The organism is Bacillus atrophaeus, from assembly GCF_039519175.1.
GTDB lineage: Bacteria > Bacillota > Bacilli > Bacillales > Bacillaceae > Bacillus > Bacillus atrophaeus.
Genome location: NZ_CP154443.1, coordinates 456,998 through 482,038, shown reverse-complemented (window position 1 = coordinate 482,038; position 25,041 = coordinate 456,998). Strand labels below are relative to the sequence as shown.

Genomic DNA, 25,041 nt, shown 5'->3' with positions numbered 1-25,041 from the left:
TAAGACCGATGAGTCTTAACCGCCAGCTTTTTTTGTGTATGTTAAGGACGATGGAATTCGACAGTATTGTCATTCCGGTCAAACCAGCCTCGGAAGGCCCAGTTAATCCAGCCGCCGTCCCCTTTGTTAGTGAAGCTTCCGTCTTCAAATACCCAGATTCCGTAAGTAATGCCGTCATAAACAGCTGATCCGTAAAATTTGACGCCATTAAAGTGATCCTCATATTCTTGGCTTAGATTAAAAACCATGACATTATACTTTTGGCCTGACGCATAGAAAGAGGATTCCATTAAGTTTTTCACAAATCCGTCCCGGTTCTGAGCTGATTTAATGGAGTCAGCAATTTGGTTGGCGATTCCTAATACATCAACATTCACATTTAAACCGACTTCGGCAGCCGTTGTACCGGCCGTCGATTGTTGTGAAGCCTTAGGCGCGGGGTTTTCCTCAGCAGAAGCAAAAGACATAGGAGCGAGTGACAAAGCGGCACCAAGCATAAGGGTCATAGGGACACGAGAACGTTTCATGTGTTTCCTCCTTTAAAAGTTTTGGGTACAGTTTGCATTTACCCCTTATGCTGTTTTATATTCATATTTCTATAAAAATAAGAAAATATTAGTAGATTTATTGCTGGCCTAATAACCTTTTACTAGAAAATGTACGTTTATATTATGAAAAAAGGAGGGGATACGCCATTTTTTTGCATGAAAGCAAAAGTGGCTGTTTCCTCCGTAGTGCTATTGCATTAGAAGAAGGTTACCGGTTTGCTTCATTCAAGGGAAAATCTATTTTTTAGGCAGCCCAAAGCAGCAAAGCTTATTATTGGTTTCCGTTGGTAAGAATATGAGATAATACAGGGGATAATTAGAATTCGAGAGAAAAGGTGGTTGTTCAAAGTGGTTGCAAGTTTAAAGGATACTGTAAAGTTGCATAATGGAGTGGAAATGCCGCGATTTGGTCTTGGTGTTTTCAAAGTGGAAAACGGAAGTGAAGCGACGGAGTCCGTAAAAGCGGCAATCAAAAACGGATACCGCAGTATTGATACGGCTGCTATTTACAAAAACGAAGAAGGTGTCGGAGCGGGCATTAAAGAATCCGGCGTTGCCAGAGACGAGCTGTTCATCACATCTAAAGTGTGGAACGAAGATCAAGGATATGAAACGACACTTGCTGCTTTTGAAAAAAGCCTTGAAAGGTTAGAACTTGATTACTTGGATTTATATTTGATCCATTGGCCTGGCAAGGATAAATATAAAGATACTTGGCGCGCACTGGAAAAGCTGTACAAAGACGGCAAGGTCCGCGCGATCGGCGTAAGCAACTTCCAAGTTCATCATTTGGAAGAACTGCTTAAAGATGCGGAAATCAAACCGATGGTGAACCAGGTTGAATTCCACCCGTGTCTTACACAGGTTGAACTAAGAGAGTATTGCAAAAAGCAAGGCATTCAGGTTGAAGCGTGGTCTCCGCTTATGCAGGGCCAGCTGTTAGACAATGAAGTGCTGAAACAAATTGCTGAGAAACATAATAAGTCTGTTGCCCAAGTTATTTTACGCTGGGATTTACAACAAGACGTCATTACAATTCCAAAATCAATTAAGGAACACCGCATTATAGAAAATGCAGATATCTTTGATTTTGAACTATCTCAAGAAGATATTGAAAAGATCAATGCGCTGAATAAAGATGAACGTGTCGGACCGAATCCGGACGAGCTTCTTTTCTAAGCAACAAAAATCCCCGCCGGCAGGCAGGGGATTTTTTAGTTCAATACAAACTAATTGTTGATTTGGTCTGTTACTTCATCCATCGTTTTATTCTTATCGATTTGCATGGAAAGTGTGATGAGATATCCGTCAGGGTCTTGTAACACAAGCTCGCGTGCGTTCCATGGGCGGTCAATAGGGCCTTCTGTAATTTTAGCTTCTGCGCTTTTTGCTTTCTCAAAAAACGAATCGACATTATCTGCCATCACGTTTAACTTAACTCCTTTTCCATTGATGTCTGTATTCATTTGTGCAGATTCCAATAAGATGTCTTGATACTTTTTGCCGCGAATATGTGCCATCACTTTTTTCCCGTCATTACCCGTCAATTCAAAAACCGATTCAAAGTGAAGCACAGCTTTATACCAGCTAAGCGAACGTTCTATATCACTTACTGACAATTTGACAAACAAAGGCATTGGATAAAATTCTGTCATGATTACACCCCTTTTTTGAAGTTACATATAAGATAGATGATCACGTAACGGGAGGGTCAAGCAAAAACAGAAAAAGACCGGAGCAATGGTACGGCCCTGGTCTTTATGACAATTTAAGCTGATTTTTTTAATTGAATCAAAAATAACATAATGAAAGAAATGACGATAATGCAGATGACCCAAGCCCAGGCGAGAGCGTTGCTGCCTGAGTCCATGGCTACGTAAATCGCAGTCGGCAAAGTTTGGGTGACACCGGGAATGTTTCCGGCAAACATCAGCGTGGCGCCGAATTCACCAAGTGCCCGGGCCAGACTGAGAATGCTCCCGGACAGCAGTGATTTAAATGCAAGCGGAACGGAAATGTACATGAAGACCTGCCACCTGCCGGCTCCGTCTATTTTTGCGGCGCCTTGAATGTCAGGGTCGATGTCAGCAAAGCCGGTTTTCGCTGATTGGTACATAAGCGGAAAGGCGACAATTGCCGAAGCGATGACTGCGGCCCACCATGTGAAAATAACGGGACGGTCAAACAGCCATTCTATCGCTTGTCCTGCTATGCTGTGTTTTCCGAAGATCACAATCAAAATAAAACCGACGACTGTTGGCGGAAGAACAAGCGGCAGCATAAAGATTGTTTCGACGACGGTTTTGCCGAAAAAACGCACCCTTGCCATCCATGCGCCTGCCAGTGTGCCAAGAATGATAACGGCGAACCCTGCCGCCGCGGCGACCTGAAACGACAGAAGAACAGGCGTGAAAAACTCGGAAGCTGTGATATTATTCGGCAGTAAATCCATATTTCTCAAACACTTTCATCGCTTCATCCGTTTGCAAATAGTCGTAAAATTCCTTTGCTTCTTTCCGATGCTTTGTATCTTTTACAATGCCCAGCGGATAGACAATCGGGCTGTGAGTGTCGGCATCTGCTTCATCGGCAATCTCCGCTTTTTTGGAGACGAGCGCATCTGTTTTATAGACAATGCCCGCGTCGACATTTCCGGTCTCCACATAGGAGAGCACTTGCCGTACATCTTTTCCGTATACGATTTTGTCTTTTACTTTATCCCATAATGACAGCTTTGTCAGTGACTCCTTCGCGTAGGCTCCAGCGGGAACGGATTCAGGTGTTCCGAGGGCGATTTTTTCTGTGTCTGACTTTGTGAGATCATCGAAATGCTTCACAGGAGAATCGCCATTTTTGGGCACAACAAGAACGATTTCGTTCCCGACTAGGTCCGTGCTGTCCTTTTTGGCGATATCACCGTCGTCTACAAGCTTTTGAAATTTATCCTCAGCCGCCGAGAAGAATAAGTCGGCTTCTGCGCCTTGGGAAATTTGTTTTTGCAAGGCCCCTGAAGAGCCGTAATTGTCTTGAATGGTAATGTTTGAGTGTGTCTTTTCATAATTGTTTTGGATTTCCTCTAACGCATCCTGAGCACTGGCAGCCGCTGAAATAGTCAAGGTGACGTCTTTGTCGGCATCCTTTGACGTTTGATTGGATGAACAACCTGCGGCAAGTAAACAGACGGTCATGGCTGTTGCTGTTAAGATCAAATTCTTTCTTCTCATAACTGCACTCCTTATCATTATATATATCTAATTATCATTAATTATAACGTATTGAGGTCTTCTTATGTGGTTTTTTTCAAACATGTAAAAAGGTATAATAACAGTGGAGTGTGATAACGATGAGCGAAGTCTCTTCCTATACAATCGAAGAAGTCGCGGGCCTGCTGAAGGTTTCAAAGCTTACCGTATATGATCTGATAAAAAAAGGCATGATCCCCGCTTATCGGGTCGGAAGGCAAATGCGGGTTGATGAAGAAGATTTGAAGCTGTATAAATCAAAAATGAGGATGCCGCAACAGGCGCCCCGTCATGAAGAACAAAAAACGTCAGATACACTGCAATCGGGCGAGAAAGAAACGGTCATTATCAGCGGGCAGGATGTGTCCATGGATTTGCTCAGCAAACATTTGGAGAAGGCCATTAAAGAGACGCCGCTTCGCAAATACAGCGGGAGCTTAAACAGCCTCATCGAAATGTATCGGGGACAATGTGATATTGTCAGCTTGCATTTATACGATGCGGAAACCGGGCAATACAATATTCCTTATGTGAAACGCATTCTGTCAGGCGAACCATTCTGCTTGATCAATGCCGTCATTCGCCAGGCAGGGATATATGTTCAAAAGGGAAATCCGCAAAACATTCAAGGCTGGGAAGACCTGAAAAGAACCGATATCCGGATCGTCAACAGGGAAAAGGGCTCAGGCGCAAGAGTGCTGCTTGATGAACAGCTTGGCGTGCTTGGTATAAAGCCGTCTGGCGTAAAGGGATACAACGATATTGTGACTGATCATTTTTCGGTTGCCTCTCAAGTCTCAAGGGGGCAGGCGGATGTGGGCATAGGCGCACAGCATGCCGCCCATATGGGGAACGCCGACTTTATACCGCTTATCGAGGAACAGTACGACATCGTCATCCTGAAAAAAAATCAAAAGCTGCTCGACACTGTAACAGACATCCTGAGTTCAAAAGAATATAAATCGCATCTTTCACAACTAAACGGATATGATACGAAAATGAGCGGCAGAATAGTATATGAAACCTAAAAAATCCCCCTTTGTCAAAAGAGGGATTTTTCTTATTGCTCATAAAACCGCAGCAGGTCGCCGTTTAAAATTTTATCTGAAAGCGACAGCTCTTGATTTGCTTTTTCGCCAAAGGGCTTACATTCGTTTTGGTCTTCAGCAGGTTCTCCGGTTTTCTGGCGGTAGCACGTGTTTTTTGTATAAATATAATCATTTGTGATAAAGCTGCCGTTTCTCAACACGGCGAATGGCGTTCTGTCATTTGAGAATAGATCATTTCCGAACTGAATGTCTCCTTTGGTTTCAATGCCAAGGAGGTGCAGAAGCGTCGGTCTGACATCAATCTGTCCCCCTACATCAGAGACGGTTTCAGGCTGTTGATCCGTCACGCCGGGAATGTGAATAATGAAAGGAACACGCTGCAGCTGTACCGTATCGTACGGTGTGATCTCATCTTTCCCTAAAAACTCGCCAAGCGCCTTGTTATGTGCTTCAGAAATTCCGTAGTGGTCACCCATAAACACGATCATTGAATTTTCATACTGACCTTCTTTTTTCAGCTTGCTGATAAAATGCTTTAACGCCTCATCCTCATAACGGACTGTCGTCACATAACGGTTTAACAAGTCGCTGCTTGAATCATACTCGTCAATCAATTTGTCCTTGTCATCAATTTCAAACGGAAAATGATTGGTCAATGTAATGAAATTGCTGTAATAGGGCTGCGGCAGGTTTTTTAATTTACTTGCGGATTGCTCTAAAAATTCCTTGTCCTTCAATCCCCAATTGGTTGATGTCTCAGGCGCGACTGTAAATTCATCCACGTCAAAAAAACGGTCAATTCCAAATGATTTGTACATCACATCTCTGTTCCAAAATCTCTTATGGTTAGCGTGAAAGACGGAAGTATAATAATGGTGCTGTTTTAATGATTTGTACATGGTTTGGAACGTATTATCGCTTTTCGTGAAAAAAACTGCCCCGCTTAAAGAAGGGTACAATGAGTTGCCGACAATAAATTCTGAATCCGACGTCTTGCCCTGCTCGGTTTGCTGGTAAAAATGATCAAAGTTGTAGCTTTTCTCGACCAGGCTATTGAGGAAAGGGGTAATTTCTTTTCCATTTACTTTTTCATGTAAAACAAAGCTTTGTGTTGATTCGAGCGTCACAAAAATGACATTGCGGCCTTTCGCCAGCCCGAATTTGTTTTTGTCAGGTTTGCTGTAATCTGCTTTCGTGTAATTTTCAATCGTTGACAGACTGTCTTCATCAGCAAATGCTTTCGCGCTGACATTTACCGTCTGTGAAATCGTGTCATACACATGAAATTGAAACAGCCCGATGCTTTTCACAAGCACTTCCCTGTCAAAGGAATGGGTCAATAGCTTCGGCTGTTCGGCTTCTGCAAGAGCCAGATTGAACAGAATCATTCCGGCCGAAACCGCGTAATACTTTTTGATCGTCCCGGACGCGGTTTTTTCGGCTGGTCCTTTATGGGTTCTTGCAAGCCACGCCAGCACCGCCAAATCCAAGAGCAGGGCGATAAACAATGGATTGAACAGCTCTTTCACACTGCTGCCCATATCTCCCATATTGCTGGCTTGGAAAAGAACCGGTATGGTGATGAAATCAATATAAAACCCATAAAAGATGGTATTTGATATTAAAATAATTGTTAGGACCAAATTGGCAATGAGCAAAAAGAGCCGCTGTTTGTTCCCTTTCAGCAGCAAGCCGAGCCCAAACAATGGGAGTATAAAGCTGAGCGGGTTCATCAGCAAAATGATCTCCTGCAAAAAGGAGTCAATCTGCAAATCAAAGCCAAGCTTATAAATCAAATAGGTTTTTATCCACATAAACAAGACGGATAAACATAAAAACCACTGATTTTTAAAAAAGGTTCCTTTCATATGTATGGCTCCTCACGTTCAAGCATTGGCACGAAAATAAGTGTCCTTATGTAAAGCTACTAAAAAAAGTTGCGCCAGGCAATGAAAAAGCGGCTCCCATGTGCCCGTGGAACAGCTCATAGAAGTAATAGCACGAAATAATCGTCAAGCCCGCTAATACAAGCTGCTCTGAAAAGCTGCCTGTTCTCATATAAAAGGGAAGCCGAATGCGGATGGTTGACGGAAACAACAGCTTAATGCCGTTAACCGTCCACGCATCAAGCAGCAGGTGGCTCGCCATTCCGACCATTAACCCGGCCTGAATACTTTGGTTCGGAATATATGTAGTGATGATAAAAAACATAATCAGCATAAACAGCAGGCTGTGTGTAAACGTGCGGTGCCCGAATACTGAGCTGATGATCTTTGATAATAAAGGAAATCTTCTCCCGATTTTGCTTCTTGTATGGCATATGTCCGGCACCAATGCCCCAAATGCTCCGGAGGCTGCCATAAGAACAGGATCATAACCGTAATAATAAGCAATAGCCGTACAAGAAGCGATGCCTCCCATGATGTGTGTTTTCCCTGTCATTTCTCGCTTCTCCTTTTTATCTTTTGCCAAAAATCTCTGAATTACAAATATATCAAGAGAATGCCTGTTTGAGCAACAGAACTTTGTCACGACAAAAGCATATCATTTGCTTCAATGGAAAAAATCACCCTATAATTGCTTTATGGTAAAGATACGACACAACAAAGGTGCTAAGACATGGATAAAGGTAAACAAGGCATTATGAAAGACATCATTCATACACAATTTGAAGTGAATCGGGCAGTAAGAAAAAAACTGTTTCAGACAGAGCGGACGATTACGCCCACTCAAATGTATATGTTAAGTCTGCTCGATAAAGGGGAAGCATCGACCGTTTCTGAACTGCGAAAGCGGCTTGATTTAACTTCAGGAGCGGCAACGATAGCGATAAACCGTTTAATCGAAGGGCAATATATTAAACGGGAACGGGATCAAGGGGACCGCCGTGTTGTCCGTTTATCTATGACTGATAAAGGGATGGAGATTTATCAAAAATTAAATGACCAATTTCAAGTGACATACAGTCAATTGTTTAAGGACTTTTCAGCTGAAGAATTGGAACAGTTCCTTGTTTTTTTCAACAGAATGAAGGAACAGACGATGCTGTAAATGCAAGACAATTTGTATATTATTTAAGAAAAAAGCCACATTAAAAGTGTACCCATTTTTCTTAAAGAGGTGATACTTTTGGCTTTCTTTAATAAAGATAAAGGCAAACGTGACGACAAAGAAAAAAACGTCATCCAAGGCGCGCTTGACGATGCCGGTTCTGCCCTTAAAGATGATCCGCTTCAAGAAGCGGTACAAAAAAAGAAAAACAACCGATAATCAAAAAGCGGATAGGGCTTGGCTCTATCCGTTTTTTCCATCTGTTCCCTTTGACAGATCTTCCTTTCTCTGATAACCTTCTTGAGTAAATGAATATATAAATCCTCACTCTTTCTCAGTGAGGTAGAGGTTGCGCGGATGATAAGTCACACATGCCAGGCTGACAGGGAGCTGTTAAACATGTGTAAAAGGCATCAGCGCCGAAGTGTGAAGAAAGCCGATCCTTCTTCATGCTGGGACTGTATCTGAATAAGTGCAGGACTGCCGCGTGCTTTTTCGCGGAGGGCTATCCGGAGATCAAGGGTGTGTGTTTCTTTAAGCATGGACTTTTGTTCAGGCTTTTTTTGTATTTTAAAATGATCTCGGGTTCTGTCCGTATTTACAAGAATGTTGGAGGTACTGGAATGGAACAGACAAAAAAATGGGGTTTTTGGTTATTAACGGCGTTTGTCGTTGGAAATATGGTCGGATCAGGCATCTTTTCTTTGCCAAGCACGCTCGCGGAAATTGCGAGTCCGCTCGGTGCGATATCAGCGTGGCTGTTAACGGGAGCCGGCGTTCTTATGATCGCTCTCGTCTTCGGACACTTATCGATTCGCAAGCCTGAGCTGAAAGCAGGACCGCAAAGCTATGCGAGAGCGCTGTTTCAGGACCGAAAGAAAGGCAATGCCGCCGGATTCACAATGGTGTGGGGTTACTGGGTGGCAAGCTGGATCAGCAATGTGGCGATCATTACGAGCCTTGCCGGTTATTTAACATCTTTCTTCCCGATTTTAGTGGATAAACGCGTGCTGTTTGCGCTGGGCAGCCAGGAGGTTACCCTCGGGCAGATTTTGACGTTTGGCGTGTGCACGGTACTTCTTTGGGGAACACATGCGATTCTTGTATCAAGCATAAACGGAGCAAGCAAACTGAATTTTATCACGACGTTTTCAAAAGTTTTAGGATTTGTCTTTTTTATTGTTGCAGGATTATTCGTGTTTCAAACGGCGTTGTTTGGTCACTTTTATTTTCCGATTCAAGGCGAGAACGGCACAAGCATCGGGCTTGGCGGCCAGGTTCATAACGCGGCCATATCTACTTTATGGGCCTTTGTCGGCATTGAATCTGCCGTCATTCTGTCAGGCCGCGCATCCTCGCAGCGGGATGTAAAGCGGGCGACAATTACCGGATTGCTTATTGCACTGGGCATTTATATTATTGTGACGATGATTACGATGGGTGTGCTTCCGCATGAGAAGCTCGTCGGGTCAGAAAAACCGTTTGTCGATGTACTTTACGCGATCGTCGGAAACGCGGGAAGCGTCATTATGGCGCTGCTTGCGATCCTTTGCTTGTTCGGTACGATGCTCGGCTGGATTTTGCTCGGCTCAGAGGTGCCGTACCAAGCGGCAAAAGCAGGCGACTTCCCGGCGTTTTTTGCTAAAACAAATAAAAAGGGAAGCCCGGTAAATGCTTTGATTATCACAAATGTCATGTCACAGGTCTTTATTTTTTCCGTCATATCACGGACGATCAGCGACGCATTTACCTTTTTAACAACAGCGGCCACTTTGGCGTACTTAATTCCGTACCTCGTTTCGGCGATCTACAGCTTTAAGCTCGTATGGAAAGGCGAAACGTATAATGAGCTGAAGGGCTCCAGAGTGAGAGACGGAGTTATTGCGCTTCTTGCTTGCGTGTATTCCCTGTTTGTTATTGTGACCGGAACAGCGGATTTAACCACATTTATTCTCGGAATCGGACTATTCTTTGTCGGTCTCGTGATTTATCCGTTTGTTTCTAAGAAATTCAAGCAGGAAAAATAAGTATAATAAAAGACGCCTGACATTCGTGTCAGGCGTCTTTTTGATGATTAAAAAACGATCTCTCTTGTTAATAATCCTATCAAAAGGGAAGCCGCCATAATGGCCGCTAACGTAATAAAAATCTTATTCACGAAACGAATCGGCCTGCAACGCTTATTTAACCGATTCATCAGGCTGAACATAAGCACCATGATAAAAGCAGCCAGTATAATTGCTTTTATTTGAACGTTAGTAAACGGACCCCTCAAATACGGACCGCCGAAATAACTGACAGCAATGAGTGTGCTGATAAACATAAATTGGGATATAAAATAGGTTATGTAATTCAAAAATGTTTCGCTCCATTCAAAAGAAAAGGGCCGCGTGAACCGCGGCCCTGCTGTGTTATTTCGTTAAGCTTTCTGTAATAAATGCCAACTGTCCTTCTAATGAAATCGGATCAGAAAAATAAAAACCGATCGGATCAATTTTGTAGACATGATCTTTTTTGACGGCGTCAAGGTTCTTCCAAAGCGCGCTGTCAAACACGCCGCCGTCATCCCCGCCTGATTGCCATGGGCCCATAAAAATATATTCTCCTGCAAAGTCAGGTATTTTTTCTAAAGAAATACTGGTATAGCCGGGGCCTTCATCAATCGCTTTTTCTTTTGTCAGCTTTGTGGCGTTCAGCCCAAGCTCATCGTAAACAATGCTGCCGCCTCGGCCGAATTTATCACCGAATACATAGATCGCTTTTCCGTTCGCTTGCATAATGGACACGGTTTTATCGCCAACTGCCTTTTGTACCTTTGTTTTTGCCGCTGCAACTTTTTTATCCCATTTCGCGAGCCACTTATCCGCCTTATCTTCAGTGCCGGTCATCTTGGCGAAATCTTTCAGACGTTCTTTATTGTCTAGTGAATCATATTTGAGCGCGACAGTCGGCGCGATTTTTTCAAGCTTTTCGATGTCGGCGCCTTGTGTAGTCCATACGATAATCAAGTCAGGGTCTAAATCGACGACTTTTTCAACTGAGGTTCCGTCGCCAATGTTTGTTACACCGTCGGTTTTCCCTTTGTAATACGGGTTTTTGAAGACATTTTCAGGAGCTCCGACCACATTAATGCCAAGTGTTTTAAAATAGCCATAATAGCCGTCCGCCATTACGACAACCCTTTTTGGATGTTTCGGAATCTTAATATTTCCGTTTTCTGCTTTGTATGTAATGGTTTCTTCCTTTTTAGAGCTGGAAGATGAGGAACCTTTACTGTCTGATACATTTGCGCAGGCTGCCAAAGCCGTAATAAGAAACAGAGCAAAAAACGCAGCTCCGATTTTTTTGCATGTATAGGCCATAACGTATTCCTTCTTTCGTACGTTTTTTTGAATGATAAAGAGAATCATTATCAACGTGATTATACCACCGCTTATGCCGATAAGCACGATTTTTTTGAAATTCATTATTTCATATAGAAAAGACTCTATTACCTATGAAGAAAAAAATGATATACTGATACAGTTATTGATAATAATTCTCATTATCATGAATAAGAAAGGAAGAACGGACGTTGGGTGTAATAAAAAATAAACAGACTATAAGCACGCATGATTCCTCAGAAGAAATCGAGTGGAAGTCCCGGCCGTTTGGGGCGTTCCTTCTATTAATAGCGGGAATTCTTCTTTTATTGTTCGGCGCCGCTTTATCAATATCAGTCGGCGCAGCAAATATACACTTGGGAACAGTGTGGGACGCGGTCTTTCATTTTCAGCCTGACAACACGTCTCATCAGATCATACAGGAACTAAGGCTGCCAAGGACGGCTGCGGCCGTGCTGGTTGGCGCTTTTTTGGCTGTATCCGGCGCCATTATGCAAGGGATGACAAGAAACCCCTTGGCGGAGCCTTCAATCATGGGCGTTACATCAGGTTCTGCCTTTGCGGTTTCAATCGCGTTCGCCTTTTTTCCCGGTATTTCAGCGATGGGCCTCATCATTTGGTCCTTTGCGGGAGCCGGTTTGGGGGCTTCCACGGTATTTGGCATAGGCATGTTTTCCAAGGGCGGGCTGACGCCTGTAAAGCTTGCGCTCGCCGGTACGGCTGTCACCTATTTTTTCACTGGTATTTCAACAGCGCTTGCGATTCGCTTTGATGTGGCTCAGGATATAAGTTTTTGGTATGCAGGAGGGGTAGCGGGAGTTAAATGGCAGGGTGTTCAGCTGCTGCTCATTGCGGGGGCTGTCGGGCTGACGTTCGCCTTAATCATTGCCCGTTCCGTCACGGTATTAAGCCTCGGTGAGGATCTTGCGAAAGGGCTTGGACAATATACTTCAGCGGTGAAGCTGATTGGAATGCTTGTCGTCGTACTCTTGACGGGGGCGGCTGTTTCTATTTCCGGGACCATTGCGTTTATCGGACTTATCATTCCCCATGTCACACGGTTTTTGGTCGGTGTTGATTATCGATGGATCATTCCCTGCTCGGCTGTCCTGGCGGCAATTTTGCTAGTGTATGGAGATATTGCCGCGAGACTTGTAAATGCTCCTTTTGAAACACCGGTCGGGGCGCTGACAGCGCTCATCGGAGTTCCCTTTTTCTTTTATTTGGCACGACGTGAAAGGAGAGGGCTGTAATGGAAAACAAAACGAAAAAGCCGTTTATTGTCATGGCGGTTACGTTCATTCTTATATTAGTGATCTTTTTTATCAGTCTGAATCTGGGTGTAATCAGGATAGCCCCTCTGGAAACGCTGCAAGTATTTTTTGGACAAGGCACTGCCCGTGACGGGCTCGTGCTGTTTGAATTCAGACTGCCAAGGATTATTCTTTCCTTGCTTGTCGGCGCCGGGATAGCGGTGTCTGGAGCCATTTTGCAAAGTGTGTCCCAAAATGATTTGGCGGACCCCGGCATTCTTGGCATTAATGCGGGCGCCGCGCTTGCCGTTGTTCTCTTTATTTACTTTTTTCAAGGGTCAACGGCAGATTTAAGCTTTTTAGGCACGCTGATTTTACCGTTCAGTGCGCTGGCCGGTTCACTTCTCGCCGCTTTTCTCATCTACGCTTTGGCATGGAAGAAAGGCGTGACTCCGATTCGGCTGATTTTAGTCGGAATTGGAGTGAATGCGGGTTTTAATGCGATTCTGCTTATTTTTCAGCTTAAAATGGACCCGCAAGATTTCATGCAGGCAACCATTTGGATTTCCGGCTCTATTTGGGGGGCGAATTGGAAAATGATTTGGGCTGTCTTGCCATGGATATTCATTCTCTTACCCTTTACTTTATATAAAGCCCGGTACTTGAACATTTTACATTTAGGCGATCAATTGGCGACAGGTCTGGGAACAGCGGTGGAAAAGGAACGGCGCACCCTGCTTGTGGCGGCGGTGGCGCTTGCAGGTTCATGTGTTGCGGCTGCCGGCGGCATTGCATTTCTCGGGCTGATTGCGCCGCATGTGGCCAGACGGCTTACCGGCCCGCGCCATCAGACGCTCATCCCGGTTTCCGCCCTTATCGGCGCACTGCTGTTTCTTTTCGCTGACACATTGGCGAGAAATGTATTAGCTCCTTCGGAAATTCCGGTCGGGCTTGTTATTTCTATATTGGGCGCTCCGTATTTTATTTATTTGCTGATGAAAACGAATTAGAGGAGGGGGATATTAAGAGATGGATTCACTATCAACAAAACAGCTCGGAATCGGTTATGGCGACCGGCTGATTGTAGAAGATTTGAATATATCAATTCCTAAAGGGAAAATTACCACCTTGATCGGCCCGAACGGCTGCGGCAAGTCAACCATATTAAAAACGATGTCGAGAATCCTGCGTTCAAAAACAGGTGCTGTTTATTTAAACGGGAACGGCATACATCAGATGTCGACAAAGGATATAGCGAAGGATATGGCGATTCTTCCGCAGACACCGGAAGCGCCGAGCGGTTTAACCGTATATGAATTGGTTTCATACGGAAGATTTCCGCACCAATCAGGATTTGGGCGAATACAAGCCGAAGACCGCCGCATTATCAAGCAGGCGCTTGAGGAGACGGGAATGGCTGAATATCATGAGCGGCCGATTGAAGCTCTGTCAGGCGGGCAGCGCCAGCGCGTGTGGATCGCCATGGCGCTTGCCCAAGGAACCGAACTGCTTTTGCTTGACGAACCTACGACATATTTGGATCTCGCCCATCAGCTGGAGATCTTGCAGCTTCTTGAAAAGCTGAACAAACAGCAGGGCCGGACGATCTTAATGGTCATTCATGATCTCAACCATGCCGCGCGCTTTTCCCACTATATGATTGCCCTTAAAAAAGGAAAGGTCATAAAGGAAGGAACGGCAGAAGAGGTTATGACCCCGGACGTTTTGAAACAGGTGTTTCAGATAGACGCGGAAATTGTGAATGACCCGCGCACGAACAAACCGATTTGTTTGACGTATGATTTGATCCAACATGATAAAGTGATTGAACATGTATAAAGAAAATCCCGGTCCATGACCGGGATTTTTGTATTTTCATGCAGAAAAATACGATTTTTAGAAAAAGATTGCAAGCTATATAGAAATAATAGATAATATTGGTTAGAATGTTTCAAAAATATTACAGAGTGAACGGAAAGAGGAGATAAGAGTGTCCAAAAAGAAAAAATGGCTGATATTCAGTCTGATATTTGCGGGTGTGTTGGTGCTGGCGGGTGTCGGCTTCGGAGCGGTTTACTTCTTTACACATGCAAAATCAGTGGGAGGGGCTGAAGAACCGTACGCTCAATCAGTTTCCATGTTCATGGGTGAAGAAACGGCTTCGGCTAATTCGTTTTCTGGAAAAGTTGAACCGGAAAAACAGCAGAAAGTATACATAGATTCAGAGAAAGGCAGCATTAAAAAAACATATGTAAAAGAAGGCGACAAAGTAAAAAAAGGTGACAAGCTGTTTGAATATGACACAGCGGACAATTCAGACGAGGTCGAGCAAAGCAATCTGGACATAGAAATGGCCAATCTCCAAATTAACCGTTTAGAAAAAACAATTGCCGATACAGAGAAAAAATTAAAAAAAGCTGATAAAGAAGAAAAATCACAGTTGGAAGATGAGCTTGATCAAGCAAGATTTGATCTGAAGACAAGCAATCTTGAACTGAAGCAGCATCAAAAAGAGCTGGCGAATCTGACAAAAAGCAAAGGATCAAACGTCATCACGAGTAAACATGACGGAATCGTGCAAACCGTTAATCAGGACATAGCTGACGGAGCGAGCGGCGATCAGGCATCAGGGCCGTATATTCAAATAGTGTCTACAGGCGCCTATCTCGTTAAAAGCCAAGTCAACGAGCTGTTAATGGACACGATCAAAAAAGGCAGCAAAGTAAAAATTACGCTGAAAACAGGCGGGGAAGGCGAATGGACAGGCAAAATCACTGACATTGGCAAACTCCCGGCAGGCACTGAAGAGGACGGACAGGCGGAAAGCTATGGCGAAGAGGAAATGAATCCTCAGTCTTCAAACTATCCATTTACGATATTGCTTGACAGTCATAAGGGGCTTGAGGTCGGCTACCATGTCAACATTGATGTACTCGGAGACGACACGAATTCAGACAGCGTTAAGCTCCCTTCCGATATGATCGTGCAGGACGACGGCGAGCCGTATGTCTGGAAGACTGATGAAGAGCAGAAGGCTGTGAAACAAACCGTGGAAATAAAGGAGCCGGACGAGAATGACATGGTTGAAATTAAGAGCGGCCTGACACCGGAAGATTATGTGATCTACCCGGATCTTCCAATTAAGGAAGGGGAGCAGGTTACAGTCGATGCTGACACTGAATAATATTTATAAATCGTACAAGCTGGGAAAAGAAGAGGTCCCGATCTTAAAAAATATTAATCTGACAGTCGAAGCCGGGGAATTTATCGCGATCATGGGACCTTCTGGTTCGGGAAAATCAACTTTAATGAATATCTTAGGCTGTTTGGACAGGCCGACATCCGGCAGCTATAAGCTTGAACAGATGGATGTGCTGAGGGGAAAAGATGGTGCCTTAGCCGACATCCGCAACCAATCAATCGGTTTTGTATTTCAGACATTCCATCTTCTGCCTCGGCTGACGGCGCTGCAAAATGTCGAACTTCCTATGATTTATAACAAGATAAAGAAAAAAGAAAGAAGACAAAGAGCGTATGACGCGCTGGAAAAGGTCGGTTTAAAAGACAGAGTAGCTTATAAGCCGACGAAGCTGTCAGGCGGTCAAAAGCAGCGTGTGGCCATTGCCAGGGCTCTTGTCAATCAGCCGCGTTTTATCTTGGCGGATGAACCGACCGGAGCGCTTGATACCAAATCGAGCGAGCAAATTCTGTCCTTATTTTCACAATTAAACGAAGAAGGCACAACGATTATTATGATCACACATGATCCGGATGTTGCCAGAAAAGCGGACAGAACGGTTTTTATCAGGGACGGAGAGCTTGTTTTAGATGAGAAAGGGGATGTGAACCATGCTTGAAAATATACGTATCTCCTTTCAATCCATTCTCTCACATAAACTGCGGTCAATTTTAACGATGCTTGGGGTCATTATCGGAATCGCGGCGATTATCGCGATAGTTTCTATGATTAAAGGGCAAAGTGAGCAGCTCAAGCAAAGCATGATCGGGATGGGAAACAACTCGATTAATGTGGTGTATCAGCAGAACGGAGGAGAAGAGGAAGGCTTTCATGAGCTTTCTTATACAACGGCTCCCCCGATATCTGATGAAACCATTGAGTCTATTACATCAGATCCGATGGTAAAAGGAGTTTCATTGTATCACTTGGCAGAAGGCGTCACAGCCTTTCATTTAACGAATTCCGCTTACCCGCAGGTTTATGGTGTGGATCAGGACTATTTCAATATGTTTCCGATCCGTGTCACAGAAGGAAAAGCACTGACTGACAAGGAGCTTGGGAGCAAGCATCAGGTTGTCATGATCAATGAAGATGCAAGAGACGAGCTGTTTCCCGACGGAGACGCGATTAATAAAAAAGTGGAGATTAACGGTATGCCATTCCGCGTCGCCGCAATCTTTACTGAAAAAAAGCAGGACGAAAGCATGTATTACGGGGAGTACGGAAATCCGATTTTTTATCTTCCTAAAGGAGTATGGCCGCTCATTGAAGGTTTTGACGCTCCGACGCAGATTGCCGTACAGGCTGATTCATCTGACCATATTCAAGAAGCCGGTATGATGGCTGCCGATTTGCTTAATGCAAGCCTGCCGGAAGCTGAATTGGAAAAAGCGGAATACAGCGTGACAAATTTACAGGAGATTGCAGAGGAAATGGAATCTTTCAATCAGGCCTTTGCTCTATTGCTTGGCGGCATCGCCAGCATCTCTCTATTGGTCGGCGGCATCGGCGTGATGAATATTATGCTTGTTTCTGTGACAGAACGCACGCGTGAAATCGGCATTAAAAAAGCCCTCGGAGCGAAACGCCGTGTCATTTTATTTCAATTTTTAACCGAAGCGGTAGTGCTGACCAGCCTTGGCGGAATTCTCGGCGTTCTTGCTGGATGCGGCATTGCCAAACTGATAACGGTATTTTACCCAATGCCTTTTATCGTTTCAGTTCCTGCCGTGGCCGGCGCGCTCATTTTCTCGATGGCGGTCGGCATCATATTCGGACTGCTGCCGTCTATCAAGGCCTCAAAGCTTCAGCCTGTAGACGCACTCCGGTATGAATAGGAAAGTGACATGTCTTAGAAGCGATTGTTTGTAAAAATAATGAAAAGACCTTCGTCCCCGAAGGTCTTTTTTTACTTGAAGCCCCCATTCACGCAAAAGCTTTCTTTTTGTAAAAGCATGCATCAAAAGCAAAAAACACCCCGGCGATGATAAACTCCTCTGTTGTGGACAGCCAGATCCCCTTAATGAATTCATCTGCTGTGTAGACGGTCATCCATAAAAATAACACCTGAACACAGCCGGCTAAAAAAAACAAATGGTTTTTATTCAGTTTGAAGCTTTTGAAGCTATGTATCATTAAGAGCTCAAATGGCTCAACGCATAGGCTGAGGCCCAAAAATATGGCGGCAAACAGAAGCACATAAAAGATCGATTCATAATTTGCATCGGTCAGATGAAAGACAATAAAAATACCTAAAAAATAGCCTGTAAATACAGCGGCCGCCGCCACTGCATATTGGATGAAATGTGTCAGTTTCATCATTGGTTTCCCCCTCTCCAACAGAAAAAACTTGCAGAGAAACGCTGCTGATTTCTCTGCAAGCTTCAGGCTCTTGTGACCCTTTATTTGTTTTGGTCTATTTTGATAACCGGATGCTTCTCTTTTTGGAGCGCATCTGTAAACTCTTTTCCTAAATTGACATGATTCTGAACAAATGTCTCAGGCAGCATGGCAAGCCATTGGTTTAAAGAAACATCTGCATAATGATCATCTTTGAAAATTTCTAAAAAGACCAAAGGCTCGTCCCCTGTATTTTGCACGTAATGTCCCATGGCGAAAGGAACATAACCGACATCGCCTGCTTGATAGTTAAAGGTTCTGGCATGACCGTCTGAAGCGAATACCGTCATTTTTGCCTGGCCTGAGATGAAATACTGCCATTCGTCTGTGTTTGGGTGCCAATGCATTTCCCGCATTCCGCCCGGCTCTACTTCAACAAGGGCAGAGGCAATGGTTTTAGAAACTGTAAAGTTTGAAGAATCGGCAATCCACACTTTTCCTCCATCAGTTGTAATCGGTTCCTGCTCAAGAAGGCGGTAGCTGAATGGGTGAGGAACCTCGCCATTCGGACCTTCAACCTGGTCATTCTCAAGGGAGCCGGGTAAGGCTGTCTCAAAAATATATTTTTCTTTAGACGGAAGGTTGGCAATATTCTTTTCCGTAAGGCCGAAATTCGCTGCCACTACATCTTGCGGTGTGTGCGCGAGCCAATCTGTCAGCTGGAATGTACTGTTCTCAGAGAACCCGCCGTTATCGAATACTAACAAAAACTCGCAGCCTTCATCCAATGCTTGAATAGAATGCGGCAGGCCTGATGGGAAGTACCATAAATCTCCTTCGCCCACATCATCAATAAAGCTGCGGCCTTTTTCATCAACAAGCGTAATACGGGCTGATCCATAGATGACATAAGCCCACTCAGCTTCTTTATGCCAGTGAAGTTCACGAATGGCCCCCGGCTTCAGCCGCATATTAACAGAAGCGATGTTATCGGAGACCGGAAGTTCCCGAACTGTTACTTCACGCGCATAACCGCCTTTTTCTAAACGGTTATGTGTATCTGAGAAAGAGAATTTCAGGTTTTCAACTGTTCCGTGATCCGTTTCCGGCGGTACAAGCATATCCGGATTTTGGCGGTCACGCTCTATGTTGCGCGGAATTTTTACTGTTGCCCCTTTTTCTCCTCTGATTGGCTGCGGGATGTTTTTTTCGTTTTTCATGTTTTGTTCTCCTCTCAAATGTGATTTGATATTTGTCGTTACAAAGAGAATGTGAAAGGCCCTTCGTTTTCCCTCTGTTATGTTAAGTGAAAAAAACGGACGGTACGTCAACCTGATGAATCATTATTTTTTAAATTGTTGTTCTTTCAGGTCTGTCATCAATTCTAGAAGCTGATCGAATTTCTTCTCAAAACGGGTGAGGAGATAGATGGCGATCAATGCCGGAAAGCCGACATTGCCGATCTGCCTCACAGCCTCTTCTGCAAAAACCTGATCCATTTTTAAACACCTCCCTGCTTTTTATGCAGTCATTTATATAAGTGAAAAAAACAATTGAAATCGTAAACTCTATTAAAAATTTTCAGCGGGTGATGCTCTTAGGCTGATAGTAGTAGTTTACTTTTTTTTGCTTTCTTTCATTTAATTTAAATAGGAGGCGGTTTTATGGACTATCAAATTCTACTACGGTCAAAATGTAAGGAAATCATGAAACACCCCATTGTAAAGCATTTTTTGAGCAATCCACAGCATTATCGCTTGTTTAAAAATGTAATGGAAAATCCCAATGAGAAGGATGCGGAATCGCTCGACGCAAAGTTCAAGCAATTTTACAAAGAAATTCGTATTATCAAATATATGAATTCTATGATCCGCATCTTTTCGATCGACTTTGACAAACGCATTCGAAAAAATCAAAACCGTTATCCGCTGACTGTCGACCATCCTGAGGCTGGGGAGCGGCTGCCTGTACAAGGGGGAAATGATGCCTATGAGGAATTTTTGAATCTTGAAGAGGATTTAGGCCAGCATATTCAAGATCAAAATCTTTATCAGGCCATTCAGGGGCTGACTGAAAAACAAAAAAGCGTATTAACGAAAATTTATGTTCATGGGGCTGCCATGCAAGAAATCGCCGACTCATTGGGAGAATCCCGCCAAAACATCTCGAATATTCATAAGAAAGGGCTGGAGAATATCAGAAAACAGATGGCGGCGCTAGAAAAGGAGGAGAAATAAGCTGTGAGCCGGTTGCATGAGAACCATAACAACAAAACAGATGCAGAAGAAATAGAAAGACTGATCGCAGGATTTTCACCGATGATTAAAAAGAAATTGAGGAATACATCCTTTCAGGAAAGAGAAGATTTGGAACAGGAGCTGAAAATCAAAATATTTGAAAAAGCGGACATGCTGCTTTGTCAGGAGGTCCCGGGGTTTTGGGAATTTATTATAGAATATATGGAAGAAAACTGATTTCAACTGATTTTTTCTCATTTTCGGAAAAACTTGGCTGATTCGCGGTTCTCGTTTTTCTTTCCAATTCTCCACCATATAATGATATGATGAAAAAAAGACAGAAAGAGAGGAAAGTGGGAAGTGGAAAAAGCTTCAATTTTGATCGTAGATGATGAGAATGCCATTGTAGATATGGTCAAACGCGTTCTCGATAAAGAAGGATTTCAAAACGTGATGACAGCGGGAAGCGCCGAAGAAGCCATCCCAATCGTCAAGAAGGAAAAAATAGACCTTCTGGTGCTGGACGTCATGATGGATGGAATGTCCGGTTTTGAGGCATGCGCCGCGATCCGTGAGTATTCCGACGCGCCGATTTTCTTCCTGACAGCCAAGACCTCCGACACGGATAAGCTGTCAGGCTTTGCCTCAGGAGCCGATGATTATATTACAAAACCCTTTAATCCGCTTGAATTAGTGGCGCGGATCAGGGCGCAATTGAAACGGACGTATAAACAGGAAGACGGGCGCTCAAGCACGCCGTATTCATATGAGCATTTTACATTTTACCCTCAATTTGCCGAGTTAATTGTAGGCGGGAAAGTCGTCAGCTGCTCCGCCCAGCTTTTGCAGCTTCTCCAGTATTTTTGCGACCATCCCAATGTCGTGTTGTCAAAGGATCAAATCTATGAAAAAGTATGGGGCTATCCTTCATATGGAGATAACAATACGGTCATGGTCCATGTCCGCAAGCTGAGAGAAAAAATAGAACGCGACGCCAGTGATCCGGAATACATTGTGACAGTCCGCGGTCTTGGCTACCGATTCATTCCGAATCCGGAAGAAAACGGCAAACAATCATGAGAATGAGAGGGAAATTTCTGCTGCATTTTTTCGGACAAATGCTGCTTATTCTTCTTCTTGTAACAGTGATGGCCGTGTCTTCCTTTTTTTATTTGGATTGGCGTTTCAGCGAAGCGGAATCCAATTCGGGACTTACGAAAGCGACGCCTGATACCTTCGAGTCATGGCTGGATAAAACGTCAGACGGTTCATGGGATGTAGATGATTTCCTGAAAAAGTCGGTGAAAAAGCAGCGGGGCTGGCTGCAGATTATCAATGATGATGAAAAAACGGATTACGCCTACCGCGTGCCTAAAGACGTTCCAAGCAGTTACAGCAAAAAAGAGCTCTTATCCATATATGAAAACAGGAAATTTGGGAACTACAAGCTGAATTACTGGACGGTCACGATTGAGGACGATACGTATCTCATTTTATTTGGCTGGAAATCAGAAAGTGAACAGCTGCTGACCTATATAGAAAATCAGGAAAAACCGATCGATTCGCTCAAGGACTATAAAGACAGCACGAAAGACTGCATCAAGCAGGAAAAAGGGGCTGTCTATCTCTTGAATGATGACGGCAAGCTCATTGACAGCTTAAACAGCACAAAAAGTGAAAGGGACAGCCTGAATGAGCTGGAACTGTTGAAATACAACTCCGCGCCCTGGAATTACAAGCGGGAAATCTCATTTAAGAGAATTGACGAATCAAGATGGATGGTAGCTTCTGTACCGAATCCTGTTTACATTCCCGATCACGAATTTAATAAGTCATTTTTAAAATTTGCGCTGAAAGCCCTGTTCCTCATTATGGGTGCATTGGTGTTCATGCTTTGTTTAATGACGATTTATTATTCCTTCAGATTCGGCCTGCCGATCCTGCACACGATCAAATGGCTTGTGAATCTATCAAAAGGACGGCTGGAAGAACCAAGAAACCGAAAAGGGCGGCCTGTCAGCAAAAATAAAAAGGGCAAAACAAAACAGCCGTACCGTTTCTTTGGGGAGATTTTCGAATCAATGGACCAGCTGACAGAAACTTTGAAAAGAGACAAGAAAAACAGGGAAAAAATTCAGACCACAAGAGAAGAATGGATTGCGGGCCTCTCTCACGATTTAAAAACACCGCTCAGCACAATTTACGGCTACAGTATGATGCTCGAATCAAAACAATACGACTGGTCGGCTGAAGAGGTAAAAGAAATCGGGCATGTCGTCAGGGAAAAATCAGAATACATGTCAAAGCTGATCGAGGATTTAAATTTAACCTACCGTCTGAAAAATGCCGCTCTGCCGATGAATAGACAGTTGATCAATGTGGTTCCATTCTTCCAAAATGTCATTGAGGATTTTAAGAAAAATCCGTTTTCAGAAGGTTATGATGTCTCATTTGTTTCAGGGGAGCAGAATATCCGTTTTCCGATTGATGAAGGCTGGTTTCGGCGTATTTTAGAGAACCTTCTTGCAAATGCGGTGAAGCATAATGATAAAGGGACGGCGATTCAAGTGATATTGGAGGATTCTAAGGAACATCTCTCATTGAAAGTAAAGGATAATGGCAAAGGGATGGACGAAGAGACCATTACCAACTTGTTTAACCGTTATTACAGAGGAACGAATACAAAAGATTCAACAGCCGGAACCGGGCTGGGTCTCGCGATTGCCAAGGAGCTGGTGCATCTTCATAACGGAACCATTCATGTGAACAGCAGAATGAGGATCGGCACTGTCATCACGCTCTTGTTCCAAAAAGAGTAAAGCAGGGATCTGTTTCAGGCGCCTCTTTGCAGGGAATAACAATAGCACAACAAACCAGCAGAGAGGTGTTTTTTATAATGGAAGCTGTTTTAGAAGCTGACACAAGGGCTGTAATTGGAGAAGGCCCATTATGGGACGAGGAGAAAAAGTGCTTGTATTGGGTGGATATTTTGGGAAGCCGGCTCCATGTGTTCGATCCCGCAGATAAAGAAAATCATACTGTATCATTCAAATCTTTTGTAACATCACTTGCTAAGTATTCAAGTAATGAGCTGATCATGACAATGAAAGACGGTTTTTACCTTTATCACCTTCGAGAGAATAAACTCACTCCGATCAAGCAGCCGGAAGATATGGACAAAAGCCTTCGTTTTAATGATGGAAAATGTGATCCGTCAGGAAGGCTGTGGGCAGGAACGACAAGCATGGAAGGAAAACAGGAAGCAGCTTCGTTTTACCGTTTGGAGGCAGACGGCGGGCTTGTAAAGATTAAAGACAATGTATCAACATCAAACGGACTGGATTGGGACCGAAAACGTGAACTAATGTATTATATTGACACACCGACACAGGAGATTGTTTGTTATCAATACGATCCTGCCAGCGGTGATGTGTCAAATCCGGAAACAGTTTATCGCTTCCAAGAATCTGACGGCTCGCCGGATGGGATGACGATCGACCGTGATGGTATGCTTTGGGTTGCATTGTTTGGCGGGGGCAGGGTCGCTAAAATTGATCCGTTCCAAAAAAAGTGGATTGATTCGATCATGGTTCCCGCCAAATATGTGACATGCTGCGCGTTCGGCGGTGAAGATTTAAAAACCCTCTATATTACGACGGCGACAGAGCAGATGACGGAAACCGAAAGATACAACCAGCCTCATGCGGGCGGCCTGTTTTCCGTCCGGCTTACAACTGGCGGATATGTTCCGGCGCCATTCTCAGGTACACTATAAGTGAAAAACGCACCCCGAGCAGGGTGCGTTTTTTATCGTTTAAATGGACCGGATAATCCCGCCCTCTACGCGCTGGGACGTTCCGTTGATTGCTGAAGCTGCATCCGAAGCCAAAAAGACGATCGTATTGGCGACTTCTTCGGCAGTCGCATAGCGCTGGATAAGTGATGTCGGTTCATTCACTTTAAAATAATCTTTTACAAATGTATGGGTGTCCTGTCCTTCAGCCTTTGCTGCCCCTTCCATGTAGGAGGCCACGCCTTCTGTCCAAGTAGGGCCCGGAAGCACTGAATTAACAGTCACATTTGTGCCTTTTGTCATTTCAGCCATCCCTCTGGACAAGCTGATTAACGCTGTTTTGGTCATGGAATACGGAATCATTTGCGGAAGCGGTTTGACCCCGGCTTCACTCGCGATATTCAGGATACGCCCGCTGTTTGCAGCAAGCATCTTTGGAAGGAAATGCCGGCTCAAACGGACCGCGCTCATCACATTCACCTCAAAATATTGATGCCACTCCTCATCCGTCACCTCTGCAAAATCCTTCACTTCAAAAAATCCGAGGTTATTGACAAGAATATCAACTTCGCCGATTTGATTGACTTGTTCAATGAAGTCTTTTGCTTCAGCAGGATTGGACAAATCGGCGGCGATTCCGTAAACCGTTCCGTATGAAGCAAGCTCTTCTGCCGCACGCTTCGCTGTTTTTTCTTTTCGCCCGTTCACGATCACCGCCGCACCTTCCTGCAAAAAGCTTTTCGCTGCGGCTTTGCCGATGCCGGATGTCGAGCCTGTTACAACAACAAGCTTATTGTTTAATTGTAAATCCATCAAATCATTCCTTTTTCACAATAATGGTACTTAGTATACAGGATGAATTTTAGTGTTTACGAGAATTTTGCTTTCATACATACAAGGAGCTTGA

General features: G+C 44.1%; 28 protein-coding genes and 1 riboswitch. Of the genes, 16 read left to right on the top strand and 12 right to left on the bottom strand.

Translation table 11 applies throughout. From position 1 onward, the window contains the following. Positions 1-41: 41 nt before the first annotated feature. Positions 42-527, bottom strand: a complete 486-nt coding sequence (gene yvgO / locus AAHT65_RS02600; RefSeq protein WP_088117966.1) for a stress response protein YvgO — start codon at positions 525-527, stop codon at positions 42-44. A 369-nt stretch (positions 528-896) separates the two neighbouring features. Between yvgO and AAHT65_RS02595 the strand changes: the two genes are divergently transcribed. Then, positions 897-1,727, top strand: coding sequence for an aldo/keto reductase (locus AAHT65_RS02595; RefSeq protein WP_003326936.1), 831 nt, complete (start codon positions 897-899; stop codon positions 1,725-1,727). Positions 1,728-1,777: 50 nt separating this feature from the next. Here the strand turns inward: AAHT65_RS02595 and AAHT65_RS02590 are convergent, their stop codons facing one another. The 3 genes from AAHT65_RS02590 to modA all read right to left on the bottom strand — a co-directional run bounded on the left by AAHT65_RS02590 (position 1,778) and on the right by modA (position 3,772). Beyond that, positions 1,778-2,203 (bottom strand): VOC family protein, encoded by a 426-nt coding sequence (locus AAHT65_RS02590; protein ID WP_343310935.1) that lies wholly within the window; start codon positions 2,201-2,203, stop codon positions 1,778-1,780. A gap of 113 nt (positions 2,204-2,316) precedes the next feature. Continuing rightward, positions 2,317-3,009, bottom strand: a complete 693-nt coding sequence (modB, locus tag AAHT65_RS02585; RefSeq protein ID WP_343310934.1) for a molybdate ABC transporter permease subunit — start codon at positions 3,007-3,009, stop codon at positions 2,317-2,319. Continuing rightward, on the bottom strand, positions 2,981-3,772 hold the full coding sequence (modA, locus tag AAHT65_RS02580) for a molybdate ABC transporter substrate-binding protein (protein WP_343310933.1): 792 nt from the start codon (positions 3,770-3,772) through the stop codon (positions 2,981-2,983). Before modA ends, modB begins: the two co-directional genes overlap by 29 nt. 119 nt (positions 3,773-3,891) lie before the next feature. Between modA and AAHT65_RS02575 the strand changes: the two genes are divergently transcribed. Continuing rightward, positions 3,892-4,818, top strand: a complete 927-nt coding sequence (locus tag AAHT65_RS02575; protein ID WP_088117962.1) for a substrate-binding domain-containing protein — start codon at positions 3,892-3,894, stop codon at positions 4,816-4,818. A 32-nt stretch (positions 4,819-4,850) separates the two neighbouring features. Here the strand turns inward: AAHT65_RS02575 and AAHT65_RS02570 are convergent, their stop codons facing one another. Beyond that, on the bottom strand, positions 4,851-6,707 hold the full coding sequence (locus AAHT65_RS02570; RefSeq protein WP_088117961.1) for an LTA synthase family protein: 1,857 nt from the start codon (positions 6,705-6,707) through the stop codon (positions 4,851-4,853). A gap of 46 nt (positions 6,708-6,753) precedes the next feature. After that, positions 6,754-7,281 (bottom strand): metal-dependent hydrolase, encoded by a 528-nt coding sequence (locus AAHT65_RS02565; protein ID WP_010789919.1) that lies wholly within the window; start codon positions 7,279-7,281, stop codon positions 6,754-6,756. 177 nt (positions 7,282-7,458) lie between these two features. Here AAHT65_RS02565 and AAHT65_RS02560 point away from each other — a divergent pair, with 177 nt between their 5' ends. From AAHT65_RS02560 to AAHT65_RS02550, 3 genes are all read left to right on the top strand, one after another. Beyond that, positions 7,459-7,890, top strand: a complete 432-nt coding sequence (locus AAHT65_RS02560) for a MarR family winged helix-turn-helix transcriptional regulator (protein WP_003326944.1) — start codon at positions 7,459-7,461, stop codon at positions 7,888-7,890. Positions 7,891-7,968: 78 nt separating this feature from the next. Then, a complete protein-coding gene (gene sspJ, locus AAHT65_RS02555) occupies positions 7,969-8,109 on the top strand; it encodes a small acid-soluble spore protein SspJ (protein WP_003326945.1) in 141 nt (46 codons plus the stop codon). A gap of 116 nt (positions 8,110-8,225) precedes the next feature. Further along, positions 8,226-8,406, top strand: a riboswitch (Lysine riboswitch). A gap of 107 nt (positions 8,407-8,513) precedes the next feature. Further along, positions 8,514-9,917, top strand: a complete 1,404-nt coding sequence (locus AAHT65_RS02550; protein WP_010789918.1) for an amino acid permease — start codon at positions 8,514-8,516, stop codon at positions 9,915-9,917. 47 nt (positions 9,918-9,964) lie between these two features. On the opposite strand, the gene AAHT65_RS02545 is transcribed toward AAHT65_RS02550, so the two are convergent. Together AAHT65_RS02545 and AAHT65_RS02540 are read right to left on the bottom strand one after the other, a co-directional pair. Beyond that, a complete protein-coding gene (locus AAHT65_RS02545) occupies positions 9,965-10,246 on the bottom strand; it encodes a hypothetical protein (protein WP_340639830.1) in 282 nt (93 codons plus the stop codon). A 55-nt stretch (positions 10,247-10,301) separates the two neighbouring features. Beyond that, positions 10,302-11,252: an iron-hydroxamate ABC transporter substrate-binding protein gene (locus AAHT65_RS02540; protein WP_343310932.1), complete on the bottom strand. Its 951-nt coding sequence runs from the start codon at positions 11,250-11,252 to the stop codon at positions 10,302-10,304. 212 nt (positions 11,253-11,464) lie between these two features. Here AAHT65_RS02540 and AAHT65_RS02535 point away from each other — a divergent pair, with 212 nt between their 5' ends. From AAHT65_RS02535 to AAHT65_RS02510, 6 genes are all read left to right on the top strand, one after another. Further along, positions 11,465-12,526, top strand: coding sequence for an iron ABC transporter permease (locus AAHT65_RS02535; RefSeq protein ID WP_343310931.1), 1,062 nt, complete (start codon positions 11,465-11,467; stop codon positions 12,524-12,526). Continuing rightward, on the top strand, positions 12,526-13,536 hold the full coding sequence (locus AAHT65_RS02530) for a FecCD family ABC transporter permease (RefSeq protein WP_088117958.1): 1,011 nt from the start codon (positions 12,526-12,528) through the stop codon (positions 13,534-13,536). The genes AAHT65_RS02535 and AAHT65_RS02530 overlap by 1 nt, the downstream gene beginning before the upstream one ends. Before the next feature lie 19 nt (positions 13,537-13,555). After that, the gene (locus AAHT65_RS02525) at positions 13,556-14,365 is read left to right on the top strand and encodes an ABC transporter ATP-binding protein (RefSeq protein ID WP_343310930.1); all 810 of its coding nucleotides are present in this window, start codon (positions 13,556-13,558) and stop codon (positions 14,363-14,365) included. Between the two features lie 151 nt (positions 14,366-14,516). After that, positions 14,517-15,710: an efflux RND transporter periplasmic adaptor subunit gene (locus AAHT65_RS02520; protein WP_343310929.1), complete on the top strand. Its 1,194-nt coding sequence runs from the start codon at positions 14,517-14,519 to the stop codon at positions 15,708-15,710. Then, on the top strand, positions 15,694-16,383 hold the full coding sequence (locus AAHT65_RS02515; RefSeq protein ID WP_003326952.1) for an ABC transporter ATP-binding protein: 690 nt from the start codon (positions 15,694-15,696) through the stop codon (positions 16,381-16,383). Before AAHT65_RS02520 ends, AAHT65_RS02515 begins: the two co-directional genes overlap by 17 nt. Next, complete coding sequence (locus AAHT65_RS02510; protein ID WP_343310928.1) at positions 16,376-17,602, top strand: ABC transporter permease; 1,227 nt, start codon at positions 16,376-16,378, stop codon at positions 17,600-17,602. The genes AAHT65_RS02515 and AAHT65_RS02510 overlap by 8 nt, the downstream gene beginning before the upstream one ends. Before the next feature lie 88 nt (positions 17,603-17,690). Here the strand turns inward: AAHT65_RS02510 and AAHT65_RS02505 are convergent, their stop codons facing one another. The 3 genes from AAHT65_RS02505 to AAHT65_RS02495 all read right to left on the bottom strand — a co-directional run bounded on the left by AAHT65_RS02505 (position 17,691) and on the right by AAHT65_RS02495 (position 19,603). Further along, positions 17,691-18,083: a YrvL family regulatory protein gene (locus AAHT65_RS02505; RefSeq protein WP_343311496.1), complete on the bottom strand. Its 393-nt coding sequence runs from the start codon at positions 18,081-18,083 to the stop codon at positions 17,691-17,693. Positions 18,084-18,166: 83 nt separating this feature from the next. Beyond that, positions 18,167-19,324: an oxalate decarboxylase family bicupin gene (locus tag AAHT65_RS02500; protein WP_061669281.1), complete on the bottom strand. Its 1,158-nt coding sequence runs from the start codon at positions 19,322-19,324 to the stop codon at positions 18,167-18,169. 123 nt (positions 19,325-19,447) lie between these two features. After that, the gene (locus AAHT65_RS02495) at positions 19,448-19,603 is read right to left on the bottom strand and encodes a YvrJ family protein (RefSeq protein ID WP_003326957.1); all 156 of its coding nucleotides are present in this window, start codon (positions 19,601-19,603) and stop codon (positions 19,448-19,450) included. Positions 19,604-19,810: 207 nt separating this feature from the next. On the opposite strand from AAHT65_RS02495, the gene AAHT65_RS02490 reads away from it, so the two are divergent. From AAHT65_RS02490 to AAHT65_RS02470, 5 genes are all read left to right on the top strand, one after another. Then, a complete protein-coding gene (locus tag AAHT65_RS02490) occupies positions 19,811-20,341 on the top strand; it encodes a sigma-70 family RNA polymerase sigma factor (protein WP_343311495.1) in 531 nt (176 codons plus the stop codon). 3 nt (positions 20,342-20,344) lie between these two features. Continuing rightward, a complete protein-coding gene (gene rsoA / locus AAHT65_RS02485; protein WP_003326959.1) occupies positions 20,345-20,578 on the top strand; it encodes a sigma-O factor regulator RsoA in 234 nt (77 codons plus the stop codon). 123 nt (positions 20,579-20,701) lie between these two features. Beyond that, positions 20,702-21,421, top strand: a complete 720-nt coding sequence (locus tag AAHT65_RS02480; RefSeq protein ID WP_010789906.1) for a response regulator transcription factor — start codon at positions 20,702-20,704, stop codon at positions 21,419-21,421. Beyond that, the gene (locus AAHT65_RS02475; protein WP_343310927.1) at positions 21,418-23,160 is read left to right on the top strand and encodes a HAMP domain-containing sensor histidine kinase; all 1,743 of its coding nucleotides are present in this window, start codon (positions 21,418-21,420) and stop codon (positions 23,158-23,160) included. Before AAHT65_RS02480 ends, AAHT65_RS02475 begins: the two co-directional genes overlap by 4 nt. 77 nt (positions 23,161-23,237) lie before the next feature. Beyond that, a complete protein-coding gene (locus AAHT65_RS02470; RefSeq protein ID WP_343310926.1) occupies positions 23,238-24,116 on the top strand; it encodes an SMP-30/gluconolactonase/LRE family protein in 879 nt (292 codons plus the stop codon). Positions 24,117-24,155: 39 nt separating this feature from the next. Here the strand turns inward: AAHT65_RS02470 and AAHT65_RS02465 are convergent, their stop codons facing one another. Next, entirely contained in the window at positions 24,156-24,947 is a 792-nt protein-coding gene (locus AAHT65_RS02465; protein ID WP_343310925.1) for an SDR family oxidoreductase, read from the bottom strand. Positions 24,948-25,041 lie beyond the last annotated feature (94 nt).